Raw genomic sequence first — 12,724 nt, 5'->3', positions numbered from 1 at the left:
TAGCCTGAACGCCGGAACGCGGACAGACCGGTGAGCGGGGGGACGATGACGGCGACGCGGTTGCTGGTGCTGGGCGGGATCCGCCATTTCGGGGGGCGCGCCCACGGTTACGACATCCGCCGCGAGCTGATGTCGTGGGGCTCCAGCGAGTGGGCCAACGTCAACCCCGGCTCGATCTACCACGCGCTCAAGCAGCTCGCCAAGGAGGGCCTGCTGGACGCGCAGGAGGTCACCGGCCACGGGGCGGGGCCGCCGCGCACCGATTACGTGATCACCGCGGCGGGCGAGGCCGAGTTCCTGCGGCTGCTCCGGGAGGCGATCACCACGGTCGACGTGCGGCACCCCGAGGTGCTGTCGGCGAGCCTGGGGTTCCTCACCGAGCTGCCGCGGGACGAGGCGATCGCGCTGTTCCAGCGGCGGCTCACCGGGCTGGCGGAGTGGCGCTCGTCGGTCGCCCCGCACCTCGACGAGACCGGCGACCACCTGAACGAGCTGCTCGGCTGGTGGGTCCATTCCGCCGACACCGCCACCGAGTGGACCCTGGGCCTGATCGAGCGGCTCCGGAACGGCGCCTACGTCATGGCCGGAGAGCGCCCCCGGGTCGCCCAGGGGGACGCCCAGGAGCCGAGCGGCCCGTCCTAGGACGGGCCCGGCGCTCCGGCCGGCCGCAGAGCCCCAGAACCCCGGCGGTCCCGGGCCGGGGCGGCGGTCCCGGTGGGGTCGTCAGGCGAGGACGGCGAGTTCGGCGCGCAGGGCACTGTCCAGGGAGTGGTCCGGTGGCAGGCGGCTGACCGTGGCGTCCACGAAGTCGGCGGGGGACAGGTCCGCCGCCAGGCCGTCCAGCCGGACGAGGAAGCCGCCGTGGATCTCCTCCACATGGAGGGGGGAGTCCCGCTCGTCCAGCGCGAAGATCGCGATCCGCGCCCGCCGGTCGGTGCGCGCCGGTTCCTCGCCCGCCGTGACCGGTACGCCTATGTCGTCGCCGTGCGTGGCGAACTCCGAGGCGTAGTGGAGGGTCTGGAGCCCGGCCGGATAGGGCCCGGCCATCGTGGTCAGCGACCCGTCCGGGCCCAGCTCCCGCATGCGGCGGCGGGTGTCGCCGTTCTTGCGGCGCCACTCCGCCAGCACGTCGGCGACCGGCAGGTCCCGCCGGGTCCGGACGCACCACTCGTTGAAGTCCGCCAGATCGTGGACGCCCTCCTTCTCCATCAGCGCGTACAGCCCGTCGAGGTCATCGTCCAGGCAGGCGTGGTTGTAGAGCTCCTCGCCGGCCAGGTGGGCGAGGACGTCCCGCACCGACCAGCCGTCGCAGCGGGACGGGCGGTCCCAGCCCGCCCCGGTGAGCCCGGAGAAGAAGGCGTCGAGGCGGGCGGCCTCGGCGTCGAAGAGGTCGAAGGGGTCCAGCCCCCGCAGGACGTCAGTGCTCATACCGGTATGCCTGCCCCGTTCTGGCCGGCCGTGAACAGGTCAGGTGTCGACGAAGGTCTGGGGGACGATCACCCGCAGGGCGTTGCCGCGCAGCCGGATCGACACCGGGGTCCGGCCCCGCACCTCCCCGTCGACGTCGACCGCGAGCGGGGGATCGGTCTCGATCTCCACCGCGCCGGTGGTGAGGAAGGCTTCCTCGCTGAGCGAGCGCCACTGCCCGGTCAGCACGTGCCGGGCGGTGGCCGACGCCAGCCGGAGCCGGCGCCGGTCGCCCAGCCGGTAGATCGCCAGGAGCCGGTCGTCCGGGCTGGCGTCGCGGGCGATGCGCTGCCCGCTGTGGTGCGCGCCGTTGGCGATGTTGAGCTGGTGGGTGTCCATCTCGTGCGTCCGGTCGCCGATCCGGATGGTGGCGTGGAAGGCCCGGTGCCCGGGGAGCAGCCGGGCGGCGGTCAACGCGTAGGCCGAGCGGCCGAGGAACCGCTTGAGCCCGTGCGGGACGTGCTCGGCGACCTCCACCGACAGGCCGAGACTCACCATGTTGGCGAAGATGTGCCGGTTCTCGCCCGCGGGGGCGCCGGGGGCGCCGGGGGCGGCGGTGCTCTCGAACCAGCCGACGTCGACGTCGGCGACCTTGCCCTCGCGCAGGGTGCGGACGGCGCCCGCGAGGTCCTGCGGCAGCTCCAGGCTCCGCGCGAAGTTGTTGGTGGTGCCGAGCGGCAGCACGCCGAGCGCCACGTCGCGGTGGGCGAGGTTGGCGACCGCCTCGGCGATCGTGCCGTCTCCGCCGCCGACCACGACCAGGTCGGGCTCCAGCTCCAGGACCTCGGTGAACAGGGCGCGCAGCCGGGACGGGTCGGTCACCGGGACGACCCGGTCGAAGTCGACGCCGGCCTCGCGCAGCAGCCTGCGCGCCGTCCCGTAGAGGCGGCGGCCCCGCCGCGAGCGGGCGTTGACCACCAGGACCGAGCGGCCGCCCTCGCGGATCGCCGCCTGCAACTCGGGCTTGCTGCGCATCTCGATCGGACCCCCCTCCGTGGCGTCACCCTACCGGGCGGTCCGGGCCGGACCCCGGCCGGATTTTTATCGACGCATTACCCGGGGTTGAAACATCGTCGAAAGTGGGGACATTCCAGTTAGCACACCGGGAATGCACAGGGCGAATGGCGGCGGGCATGGCCGGACTCGGATTCATCGCAGGAATCGCGGGGCTGATGGCGGCCATCGCCCCCGGCGGCCCGGCTCCGGGCCGTCCCTCCCCGAAGGACCGGGCGCCGGACGGCCCCGGCGCGGCCGGGCCGGGGGCCGGGCCCGCGGCCACGGCCGAGCCCGCGCCGCCGCCGGTCCGGGCCGACGACGGGGCCGAGGTCGTCGGTGAGCGGTACCAGGGGTCCCGCCTGCTCGACCTGGCGGTCCGCTCGCCCGCCCTCGACGCGGTGGGCCACGTCCGGCTGCTCCTGCCCCCGGGCTGGTCGCGCCGCGCCGCCCGCACCTGGCCGGTGCTGTGGCTGCTGCACGGCGGCGGCGCCGGCCGGGCGGGCCACACGGCGTGGACGCAGCACACCGACGTGGCGGGGCTCACCGCCGGGCGCGGGGTCCTCGTCGTCATGCCGGACGGCGGGCCGCGCGGCCATTACACCGATTGGTGGAATCGCGGCGAGGGCGGCCCGCCGAAGTGGGAGACCTTCCACCTGACCGAGGTCCGGCAGATCCTCGAGCGCGGCTACGCCGCGGGCCCCGAGCGCTCCGTGGCGGGCCACGGGATGGGCGGCACCGGCGCGCTCGCCTACGCGGCCCGGCACCGCGGTCTGTTCCAGGCGGCGGCCTCGTTCAGCGGCACCCCGCACCTCCTGCGCCGCGACCCGTCCCGGCTCGACGCGGCCGACCTGGTGGAGCTCGGCGCCGCGGTCGACGACCCCGGCGGCGACTGGACCGACGTGTGGGGCGACCCGGACGACCAGCGGGCGGTCTGGCGCCGGCACAACCCCTACGACCTCGCCGACCGGCTCGCGGGCGTCCGCCTCTACGTCGGCTCGGGCGACGGCTGGCCCGGACCGCACGACCAGCCCGGCTCCCGCACTGGCGTCCGCACCGAACCCGACGTCCTGGAGGCCCTCGCCCACCGGCTCTCGGTCGAGTTCGCCGGCAAACTGGACAAGCTCGGCATCCCCGTCTCCGCGCACTTCTACCAGGGCACCCACACCTGGCCGTACTGGGAGCGCGAGCTGCGCGAGGCGCTGCCGGTCCTGCTCGGCGAGACCGCCTGACCGGGTGCCGCGCCCACGGCGCTAGGGTCGGCGGAATGGGGACGAATCATGATATTCGCGGTCCGCGGACGGACGCCGAGGTGCCCGGATTCTGGCGCGGGCTGGGGCTGCCCGGCCTGATCGACGTGCACGTCCACTTCATGCCGCCGCGGCTGATGGACGCGGTGTGGGAGTACTTCGAGGAGCCCGGACCGCTGATCGGCCATGCGTGGCCGATCCACTACCGGCTCCCCGAGGACGAGCGGCTCGCGCGGCTCCGCGCCCTCGGCGTCCGCGCGTTCACCTCGCTCGCCTACCCGCACCGTCCGGGCATGGCCGAGTCGCTGAACGAGTGGACCGCCGGGTTCGCCGCCCGGGTGCCCGAGTCCGTCCCCACCGGCACGTTCTTCCCCGAGCCGGGCGTCGACGGGTATGTGCGCCGGGCGCTGGACGGCGGGACGCGGATCTTCAAGGTGCACCTCCAGGTCGGCGGTTTCGACCCGCGCGACCCGCTGCTGGACCCGGTGTGGGGGACGCTCGCCGAGGCCGGCGTCCCGGCGCTCGTCCACGCGGGCTCGGGGCCGGTGGCGAACGGCTTCACCGGGCCCGGGCCGTTCGGCGAGGTGCTGGCCCGCCACCCGGGCCTCACCGCGATCGTCGCGCATCTCGGCGCGCCGGAGTTCGAGGGGTTCCTCGCGCTGGCGGACCGGCACAAGGGCGTCCACCTCGACACCACGATGGCGTTCACCCGCTTCGCCGGAGGGCTCGGCGAGTTCCCGCCCGCCCTGCTGCCCCGGCTGCGCGACCTCGGCCTGGAGGGCCGGATCCTGCTGGGCACCGACTTCCCCAACATCCCGTACGCGTACGCCCACCAGCTCGAGGTGCTCGCCGAGCTGGACTTCGGCGACGACTGGCTGCGCACGGTCTGCTGGGAGGCCGCCGCGAAGCTCATGGACCTCCAGCCCGGCTGAGGCCGGAGCCGGGGCCGGGGCCGGGGCGGGTGGCGGACGCGGGTGCGGCCGGGTGCGGGCGGCCCGTCAGTGGTCGCAGGGGGCGGAGCCGATGTGCTCGTGCGGCTCGCCGGGGTCGGCGATGTGGCGCGGGCCGTGCGCGTCCTCGCAGTGGTCGTGCCCCGAGGCCGCCGCCCCGCCGTCACCGGTGTGATCGACTTCGAGGGTGGTGTGCGTGATCCCGTACGAGGAGCGCAGCAGCTCCTGGAGATCGCGCCGGACGGCGTGGCAGTCGCCCTTCGGCTCCACCAGCACGTGCGCCGACAGCGCCGGGTAGCCGGAGCTGACCTCCCACACGTGCAGGTCGTGGACCTCCCGGACGCACGGCCGCTCGGCCAGCCGCCCGCCCAGCTCGGACGGGTCGATGCCGGACGGCGCGGCCTCCATCAGCACCCGGCCGGCGTCGCGGAGCAGCCCGTACCCCGCCTTCAGCATCAGCGCGGCCACCACCAGCGAGGCGATCGCGTCGGCGCGGGCGAACCCGGTCGTCCACACCACCAGCCCGGCGATGGTGGTGGAGATGAACGCGTACAGGTCGTTGAGGATGTGCTGGAACGCGCCCTCGACGTTGAGGCTGCTCCGGTTGGCCTTGCTGATCAGGTAGGTGGCCGCCAGGTTGACCGCGATGCCGGCCAGCGAGGTCCAGAACACCAGCTGCCCGTTGACGTCCGGCGGGTCCAGCAGCCGGTGCACGCCCTCGTACACGAAGTAGGCGGTGAGCAGGATCAGGGTGAGCCCGTTGAGCTGCGCCGAGAGGATCTCCGCGCGGCGCAGCCCGTAGGTGTAGCCGCCCTTGGGCGGGCGCGCCGCGATGCGCATCGCGATCAGCGCCAGCACGATCGCGAACGCGTCGGTCATCATGTGCGCGGCGTCGGAGATCAGCGCCAGCGACTGGGCGACCACACCGATGATCACCTCGCCGGTCATGTAGACGAGGATCAGCGTCAGCGCGCCGCTCAGGTACCGCCGGTCGGCGCCCGCCGAGAGCCCATGCCCATGGCCGTGGCCGTGCCCGCCGCTGTGCCCGCCGCTGTGCCCGCCGCTGTGCCCGCCACCGCCGTGGGCGTCGCCTCGGTCGGGGGCGGCGGGCCGGTTGCCCGGAGGGCCGTCCTCGGCGGAGCTGGGATGGTCCCGGTTCATACGCCCTCCTCCTGGTGGCCGACGTGCGCGAGGGCGAGGTCGAGCAGCATCCGCACGTGCGAGTCGTCCAGCCGGTAGTAGGCCATCCGCCCCGCCCGGCGGACCCGCACGACCCGGTTGGCGCGCAGCAGGCGCAGCGCGTGCGAGACCGCCGACTCCGAATGCCCGCAGGACGCCGCGATGTCGCACACGCACATCTCGCCCCCCTCCAGCAGCGCCGTGATCACCCGCAGCCGGCCCGGGTCGGACAGCAGCCCGAACACCTCCGCCAGCTCGGCGACCGTCTCGCCGTCGGGCATGGCGGCGGTCACGATGGCCACCTTCTCAGGATCGACCACGCGGACCACGCACGCCTCGGCGGGGGTGACATCTGAAGTGCTGCTCATATGAGCAAATGTAGCCCATGGGGATCAGATCGGCCAGGTGGGGGCCGGATCCCGCTGGATCCGCCCCAGTGACCTGGGCGGAGGGCCCGACGCCGGCGCCGCGGGCCGGGGCTCCGCCGCCCCGGGCGGATCCGCGGGACCGCTCGGCTTTGTCGACGGGCGGACGGGCGGCGGGGTGCCCTCGCTCGGCGGCGGCGTGCTCTCTCCGGACCCCTCCGGCGGGCCGGGCGTTCCGGGCACGCCGGTGTCGCCCGTCCCGTCGGAGGGCGCCCCTGGGCTCGGGGGGCCGCCCGAGTCGTCCGGCAGCGGGGTGCCCGTACCAGGAGAGCCCGATTCGCCGCCGCCCGAGCGGCCCGGGGTCGGCGAACCGTCCGGCGGGACGACCTCGTCCGGCGGCGGCGCGGTGACCGGCCCGTCGGACTCGCCGGACGTCGCGCGCGGACGCGCGAATCCCATGGTCGCCCGCGGGTCGACCAGAACGAACGAGGAGATCGGCCCCTTCCGTCCGGACGGCGGCGTGATCTCGGTGACCGTGCGTTCGCCGAAGCCGTTCCAGGAGGATCCGGTGTATCGGGCGTTTCCGGGGGAGATATTCTGTTTCGGTCGGGTCAGTGGATTGCCACAATTGCACTTTACCGTGGGAATTCCATGCTCATTGATCAATACCCCCGTCCCGGCCTGGAGGACGGCCGGCCCGCCGGTCGCCCGGCCGTCCCGGAACCCGTGGTTGGTCACCAGCGTGTCGGTCCGCAGCAGCACCGGCGTCAGCCGCGACACGAACCCCCCGATGCCTGCGGGCGCGATGCCGTGCGCGCCCGCCCACGCGGCGGCCTTGTCCGGATGGGTCCGCAGGAACCTCACCAGCCTGCGCGGATCGCAGCTCGCCACGTGCCGGGTGCCCCCGTACAGGCCAGGGGAGTCGCCCTCGCGCGTCCCGCCCGCCTGCTTGCGCCGGGCGATCCGGCGCTGGTCGGTGCCGGTCTGCGGGGTGTACGGATCGGGGCCCGGGGTGCCCACGATCAGCCGGGTGATCGTCGCGCCCGCGTCCCCGCAGCCCGCCAGCGCGCCCGCGCCCACCAGCGCCGCGAACGCCACCGGGAGAACTCTGATTCCGGCAATTCGGGAATTGATCTCTATCATGCCTCGTCTTCCGTTCAGGGCCGACCGTACCTGTACCCTTCGATGTCACGAGGGCAGGTTCTGTGCGCGGCCGGACCAGGTTATTTTCGGTGGCGGGGAATCGCCCGATAATTCCGCGGTAACGGGAGGGTGAATGGCCGGCCCGGCACCGCTGATCGGCACCGACCCGAGGCGGCTCGGCCGCTACGAGCTCCTCGGCCGGCTCGGCAGCGGCGGCCAGAGCGTGGTCTACCTCGGCCGCCCGCTCGGCCGCGAGGACGACCACGTCGCGATCAAGCTCCTGCGCGCCCGGCTGCTCGGCGACGACCGGGCCCGCTCCCGGTTCGTCCGCGAGCTCGCCCTCCTCCAGCGCGTCGCCGGGTTCTGCACCGCGCAGATGCGCGAGGCCGACATGGACGGCGACCGGCCCTACATCGTCAGCGAGTTCGTGCCCGGCCCGTCCCTGCGCCACCTCGTCCGCGACCGGGGGCCGCGCACCGGCGCCGACCTCGACCGGCTCGCCATCGGCGCGGCGACCGCGCTCACCGCGATCCACCGCGCGGGCGTGGTGCACCGCGACTTCAAGCCGCACAACGTGCTGATGGGCCCGGACGGCCCGCGCGTGATCGACTTCGGTGTCGCGCGGGCCCTGGACGCCGGCACCACCCTCACCGGCGAGGTGGTCGGCACCCCCGCCTATATGGCGCCCGAGCAGTTCACGGGCGGCGCCGCGGGCCCGCCCGCCGACCTGTTCGCCTGGGCCGCCACGCTGCTGTTCGCCGCCACCGCCCGCGACCCGTTCGCCGGCGGCCCGCTGCCCGCGGTGATGTACCGGATCATGTACGAGACCCCTGACCTCGGCCCGCTCCCACCCCGCCTCGCCGAGGTCGCCGCCGCCTGCCTGACCAAGGACCCGCGGTCCCGGCCCACCTCGGGCGAAGCCCTCATGTGGCTCCTCGACGGTCCCCGCACCACCCCGCCCACCCCGACACCGCCCACCCCGACACCAGCCACCCCCGCACCACGCCCGCCCGTGACCGCCCTGGCCTCGTCCGCCCCGGCCTCTTTCGTGCCGGGTTCGTCCGCGCCGGGCTCTTTCGTGCCGGGCTCGTTCGTGCCGACCTCGTCCGCGCCGACCTCGGTCGCGCCGGGCTCGGCCGTGCCGATCTTGTCCGCGCGGGACGCGTCCGGTTCGGGCCTGCCCGCGCCGGGGGTGTTCGCGCCTCAGGTGGAGGTGCCGCAGCAGGGTGTGGTGCGGGCGTCCACGCCGGTGCGGCGGCGGGCGCTGGGCCGGGGAGCGGGCGTCAGGGGAGGGCTCGTCCTGGCCGGGGGCCTGGCCGTGCTGGACGTCGCGGCCCTCGCGATCCTGATCGCCCGCCCGGAGCTGAGCCATGGCCCGCGCGGGGCGCTGCTGCTCGCCACCGGCGCCTCGTTCGTCCTGCCCGCCGTGGTCACGCTGGTGGCCGTGGTGCTGGCCTGGAAGGGGAGCCGCGCCGCGGCCTGGACGGTGCTCGGGACCCGCGCCCTGCGGGTCGCGCTGTGGAGCGGGTGGAGCCTGATCGTCACCGTCCAGACCTCGGCGCTGGCGCTGCACGCCGCGCTGTCCGCGCTGGTCGTGGCGCTGCTCGCCGAGGGCCTGCGGGCCCGCGCGCGCTGACGCCGGCCCGCGCGTCCCGGCGTGTTACAGGTTGCGCTCCGACCATTCCTTGAGGTCGCGGCGCTCGACGGCCGCGGCCATCAGATCGGGGAACGCGTCCGGCGTGCAGGCGAACGCGGGCACCCCGAGGGCGGCCAGCGCGGCGGCGTTCTCGTGGTCGTAGGAGGGCGCGCCCTCGTCCGACAGCGCGAGCAGCACCACGACCTGGACGCCCGCCGCGGTCAGCGCCCCGACCCGCTGGAGCATCTCGGCGCGGACGCCGCCCTCGTACAGGTCGCTGATCAGCACCATGATGGTGTCGTCGGGCCGCGCGACCAGGCCCTGGCAGTAGGCGATGGCCCGGTTGATGTCGGTGCCGCCGCCGAGCTGGGTGCCGAACAGCACCTCGACCGGGTCGTGGAGCTGGTCGGTCAGGTCGACCACGGCGGTGTCGAACACCACCAGCGAGGTCCGCAGCGACCGCATCGAGGCCAGCACCGCCCCGAACACGCTCGCGTACACCACCGATGCGGCCATCGAGCCGCTCTGGTCGATGCACAGCACCACGTCGCGCTTGACCGCCTGCTGCCGCCGCCCGTACCCGATCAGCCGTTCGGGCACCAGCGTGCCGTGCTCGGGCAGGTAGTGCCGCAGGTTGGCGCGGATGGTGCGCTGCCAGTCGACGTCGGCCAGGCGGCGGGGCCGCAGCACCCGGGCCGAACGGTCCAGCGCCCCGCCGATCGCCGAGCGGGTGCGCTGCGCGAGCCGCCGCTCCAGCTCTCCCACGACCTTGCGGACGACGGCGCGGGCCGACTCGCGGGCCCGGTCGGGCATCACCTTGTTGAGCGACAGCAGCGTGCCGACCAAGTGCACGTCGGGCTCGACCGCGTCGAGCATCTCCGGCTCCATCAGCAGCCGGGTCAGGTCGAGCCGCTCGATGGCGTCCTTCTGCATCACCTGGACGACGGTCGAGGGGAAGTAGGCGCGGATGTCGCCCAGCCACCGCGCCACCGACGGCGCCGAGTCGCCCAGGCCCGCGCTGCGGCGCCCGGAACCCTTCCGCCCACCGGATCCGTAGAGCCGTTCGAGCGCCGCGTCCATCCGCGCCTCGTCACCGGTGAGCGTGCAACCGGTGCCGTCGGCGGACTCGCCGCCCAGCAGCAGCCGCCACCGCCTGAGCCGCTCGGCCCTGCCCGCCTCCGTGCCCGTCGTCGTGCCCGCCTCCGTGCTCGTCCGCGCGCCCGATTCCCTGCGCGTGCCTTCGGTGCTCATGGGCGGGCCTCCCAGCCGAGGATCGTGAGTGCCGTCGCGGCGGCCCGGCCCGCGCGTTCGGCGTCGAGGTCCTCGCCGTCGTCGCGCGGCGCCGCGGGCCCGCGCGCGGGCGCCGAGCCGAGGTGCCGCACCCGCTCGCCGATCGCGCGCCGCTCGGCGGCCTCGTACTGGCCGAACGTGCGGCGCAGCAGCGGCAGCACGTCGGTGAACGACTCGCCGGGCAGTCCGACGATCCACGCGTCGACCAGGCGGAGCAGGTCCTCGTCGTGCATCAGCAGCAGCCCGCCGCCGGACAGGAAGCCCTCGACCCACGCCGCGGCCCGGTCGGGGGACGCGCCGACCGACACGGCGCGGGCCATCCGGTCGGAGACGTCGTCGAGGCGCCCGGCGTCGAGGAGCAGCCGGGTGAGGCGGCCCTCCAGCAGGCCGTGCAGGCCGGACGGGCGGGCGACCAGGCTCTCCAGGGCGCGCTGCCAGCGCAGCGTGTGGCCCTCGTGGGCGAGCAGCGCCAGCGCGCCGTGCACCGCGTCGACGTGCGCGAGCATCGCGCGGGCGGCGTCGTCGTCGAGACCCGACAGCGCCGGCGGCAGCCCGACGCAGATCCGCGCCACCAGGCCGTCGACGACGGCGCGCAGCGGGCCGGTCGCGGTGCCGCGCACGTCGCCGTACCGCAGCGCGCGGACCAGCGCGGGCAGCGCGGCCATCAGCCGGGCGACGTCGGTGTCGACCGCGGCCCGGTCGGCGAGGGCCCGCATCACCGTCGGGAGCGCCTCGCCGAGGTCGGCGAGCAGGCACCGCTCGGCGACCGAGGTGAGGTCGGCGAGCGCCTCGGCGCCCAGCGCCATCGCCTTGGCGCGGGCGGTGGCGGCGCCGTGCACGGTGGTACCCCAGGCGCTGGCCTCGATCAGCTCGACGCCGAACTCGGGCCGCCACGTCAGCGTCCACGTCTCGCGGAAGGTGCCCTTGGAACGGCCGCCCTCCTGCGGGACGCCCCAGTCGACGTCGAGCAGCCGCAGCCGGTGCAGCAGGCGGCTGCGGTCGAGGTCGGTGGGCTTGCGCAGGTCGAGGTCGCGCTCCTGGTCGAGCGCGGACGGCTTGAGCCGCAGCCGCCGCTGCTCGGCCTGGAGGTCGCGCTGGAGCGGCACCATCGGGGTCCGCTCGGGGACGGAGCCGAGCCGCTCGCCGACGACCATCCGGCGCTGGATCAGCTCGACCGGCAGGTCGGCGCCCTCGCAGAGCACGGCGCGGGTCGCCTCGGTGACCTCGTCGAGCCCGGCCAGCGGACGGCCGCGCAGCGCGGCGAGCGCGTCCGCGAGCCGCACCGCCTCGATCACGTGGGCCGAGGAGACGTGCAGGTCCTCCTCGCGCAGGACGCGGGCGGCGCGGGTCAGCCACCGCTCGACCGGACGGTCGGGCGCGGTGAACAGGTGGTGGTACCAGCCGGGGGACCGCACGCCCGCGCCGTAGCCCGAGCGCCCGGCCAGCCGCCCGTGCGTCCACGGCACCCAGGTCATCGAGATCTTCGCCTTGGGCAGCCCGCGCAGCGTCCGGTCGTCCTGGGCGGCCGGCACCTTGGCCAGGATCGCCGGGACGTGCCAGGCGCCGCAGACGACCGCGACCCGCTCGTGCCCCTCCCGCAGGACGCGGCGCAGGGTGCGGCGCATGTGCGCCTCGCGCTGCTCCTCACGGCGCAGGTAGCCGGGCGGCAGGCCGAGCGCGGCCTCGTCCGGCAGCTCGGCGAGCCGGGCCCGCAGCTCGGCCATCGCCTCGGCGATCGCCGGGAACGCCGACGGGCCCTCGCCGCGGTGCTCGACGACGTCGTCCCACCACCGCTCGGCGTCGTCGTATCCGGCGGCCTTCGCCAGCCATCCGAGCGGGTCGAGCCGGATCTCCTGCTCGGCGGGCTCGTCCGGCGCGGCCTCCGCACCGGTGCCGGGCGTCTCGCCCGGCACGCCGTCGGCGGGCGTCTCGTCCCCGGCAGGCGGCACGTCCTCGGCGGGCGTCTCGTCCTCGGCGGGCGGCTCGACGGCAGCGGGCGGCTCGCCGCCGCCGGGCGTCTCGTCCTCGGCGGGGGCGAGCTGGTGCGCGGCGGGCAGGTCGCAGAAGCGGACGGGCACGTCGGCCGCGAGGGCGTAGCGGATCGCCTGCCACTCGGGGCTGAACTCGGCGAACGGCCAGAACGCGGCCCGCCGCCCGCCGTCGCCCCGGGGCCCCGCCGTCCCGCCCGCGGACGGCGCCGCGCCGGGACCCTGCGGGCGGCCGGGCGCGTAGGCGAGCAGCGCGACCGGCGGGACCATGCCCGGGTCGCCCGCCAGCTCGACGATCGGGTCGGCCTCCGGCGGGCCCTCGATCAGCACCGCGCCGGGCTTGAACTCCTCCAGCGCGCGCCGCAGCGCGCGCGCCGAGCCCGGCCCGTGATGGCGGATCCCGTAGACCTCGACCACGGGGCCCGCCGGGGAGCGGTCCGTCCGGTTCACGGGCCGCCTCCGA

11 protein-coding genes are annotated in these 12,724 nt (G+C 75.4%); 4 read left to right on the top strand and 7 right to left on the bottom strand.

The window, feature by feature from the left end:
• Positions 1–45: 45 nt before the first annotated feature.
• The gene (locus QP090_RS21130; RefSeq protein ID WP_285940845.1) at positions 46–642 is read left to right on the top strand and encodes a PadR family transcriptional regulator; all 597 of its coding nucleotides are present in this window, start codon (positions 46–48) and stop codon (positions 640–642) included.
• An 81-nt stretch (positions 643–723) separates the two neighbouring features.
• Here the strand turns inward: QP090_RS21130 and QP090_RS21125 are convergent, their stop codons facing one another.
• Both QP090_RS21125 and QP090_RS21120 read right to left on the bottom strand, forming a co-directional pair.
• Positions 724–1,428 carry a maleylpyruvate isomerase family mycothiol-dependent enzyme gene (locus QP090_RS21125; RefSeq protein ID WP_285940844.1) on the bottom strand — a complete coding sequence of 235 codons (705 nt, stop codon included), beginning with the start codon at positions 1,426–1,428 and terminating at the stop codon, positions 724–726.
• Between the two features lie 39 nt (positions 1,429–1,467).
• Positions 1,468–2,442 carry a diacylglycerol/lipid kinase family protein gene (locus QP090_RS21120; RefSeq protein WP_285940843.1) on the bottom strand — a complete coding sequence of 325 codons (975 nt, stop codon included), beginning with the start codon at positions 2,440–2,442 and terminating at the stop codon, positions 1,468–1,470.
• A gap of 158 nt (positions 2,443–2,600) precedes the next feature.
• Between QP090_RS21120 and QP090_RS21115 the strand changes: the two genes are divergently transcribed.
• Together QP090_RS21115 and QP090_RS21110 are read left to right on the top strand one after the other, a co-directional pair.
• The gene (locus tag QP090_RS21115; RefSeq protein WP_285940842.1) at positions 2,601–3,692 is read left to right on the top strand and encodes an alpha/beta hydrolase; all 1,092 of its coding nucleotides are present in this window, start codon (positions 2,601–2,603) and stop codon (positions 3,690–3,692) included.
• 35 nt (positions 3,693–3,727) lie between these two features.
• On the top strand, positions 3,728–4,642 hold the full coding sequence (locus QP090_RS21110; RefSeq protein ID WP_285940841.1) for an amidohydrolase family protein: 915 nt from the start codon (positions 3,728–3,730) through the stop codon (positions 4,640–4,642).
• A 66-nt stretch (positions 4,643–4,708) separates the two neighbouring features.
• Here QP090_RS21110 and QP090_RS21105 read toward each other — a convergent pair whose 3' ends face one another.
• The 3 genes from QP090_RS21105 to QP090_RS21095 are packed head-to-tail and all read right to left on the bottom strand — an operon-like array spanning position 4,709 to position 7,302.
• Entirely contained in the window at positions 4,709–5,821 is a 1,113-nt protein-coding gene (locus QP090_RS21105; RefSeq protein ID WP_285940840.1) for a cation diffusion facilitator family transporter, read from the bottom strand.
• Positions 5,818–6,207: an ArsR/SmtB family transcription factor gene (locus QP090_RS21100; RefSeq protein ID WP_285940839.1), complete on the bottom strand. Its 390-nt coding sequence runs from the start codon at positions 6,205–6,207 to the stop codon at positions 5,818–5,820. Before QP090_RS21100 ends, QP090_RS21105 begins: the two co-directional genes overlap by 4 nt.
• Positions 6,208–6,231: 24 nt before the next feature.
• Entirely contained in the window at positions 6,232–7,302 is a 1,071-nt protein-coding gene (locus tag QP090_RS21095; RefSeq protein WP_285940838.1) for a DUF6777 domain-containing protein, read from the bottom strand.
• A 178-nt stretch (positions 7,303–7,480) separates the two neighbouring features.
• Here QP090_RS21095 and QP090_RS21090 point away from each other — a divergent pair, with 178 nt between their 5' ends.
• Complete coding sequence (locus tag QP090_RS21090; protein ID WP_285940837.1) at positions 7,481–8,983, top strand: serine/threonine-protein kinase; 1,503 nt, start codon at positions 7,481–7,483, stop codon at positions 8,981–8,983.
• A 24-nt stretch (positions 8,984–9,007) separates the two neighbouring features.
• Here the strand turns inward: QP090_RS21090 and QP090_RS21085 are convergent, their stop codons facing one another.
• Positions 9,008–10,234: a VWA domain-containing protein gene (locus QP090_RS21085; protein WP_285940836.1), complete on the bottom strand. Its 1,227-nt coding sequence runs from the start codon at positions 10,232–10,234 to the stop codon at positions 9,008–9,010.
• Positions 10,231–12,711 carry a DUF5682 family protein gene (locus QP090_RS21080; RefSeq protein WP_285940835.1) on the bottom strand — a complete coding sequence of 827 codons (2,481 nt, stop codon included), beginning with the start codon at positions 12,709–12,711 and terminating at the stop codon, positions 10,231–10,233. The genes QP090_RS21085 and QP090_RS21080 overlap by 4 nt, the downstream gene beginning before the upstream one ends.
• Between the last annotated feature and the right edge of the window lie 13 nt (positions 12,712–12,724).

The organism is Actinomadura xylanilytica, assembly GCF_030283145.1.
Taxonomy (GTDB): Bacteria; Actinomycetota; Actinomycetes; order Streptosporangiales; family Streptosporangiaceae; genus Spirillospora; species Spirillospora xylanilytica.
Note: the sequence above shows the minus strand (reverse complement) of the source record. Positions and strands in the feature narration are given on the sequence as shown.

What these genes read in the sequence shown, in the direction of transcription:
- QP090_RS21120 (WP_285940843.1), bottom strand. Translation starts at nt 2,442, where the DNA reads ATGCGCAGCAAGCCCGAGTTGCAGGCGGCGATCCGCGAGGGCGGCCGC.
- QP090_RS21130 (WP_285940845.1), top strand. Translation starts at nt 46, where the DNA reads ATGACGGCGACGCGGTTGCTGGTGCTGGGCGGGATCCGCCATTTCGGG.
- QP090_RS21110 (WP_285940841.1), top strand. Translation starts at nt 3,728, where the DNA reads ATGGGGACGAATCATGATATTCGCGGTCCGCGGACGGACGCCGAGGTG.
- QP090_RS21105 (WP_285940840.1), bottom strand. Translation starts at nt 5,821, where the DNA reads ATGAACCGGGACCATCCCAGCTCCGCCGAGGACGGCCCTCCGGGCAAC.
- QP090_RS21090 (WP_285940837.1), top strand. Translation starts at nt 7,481, where the DNA reads ATGGCCGGCCCGGCACCGCTGATCGGCACCGACCCGAGGCGGCTCGGC.
- QP090_RS21125 (WP_285940844.1), bottom strand. Translation starts at nt 1,428, where the DNA reads ATGAGCACTGACGTCCTGCGGGGGCTGGACCCCTTCGACCTCTTCGAC.
- QP090_RS21085 (WP_285940836.1), bottom strand. Translation starts at nt 10,234, where the DNA reads ATGAGCACCGAAGGCACGCGCAGGGAATCGGGCGCGCGGACGAGCACG.
- QP090_RS21115 (WP_285940842.1), top strand. Translation starts at nt 2,601, where the DNA reads ATGGCCGGACTCGGATTCATCGCAGGAATCGCGGGGCTGATGGCGGCC.
- QP090_RS21100 (WP_285940839.1), bottom strand. Translation starts at nt 6,207, where the DNA reads ATGAGCAGCACTTCAGATGTCACCCCCGCCGAGGCGTGCGTGGTCCGC.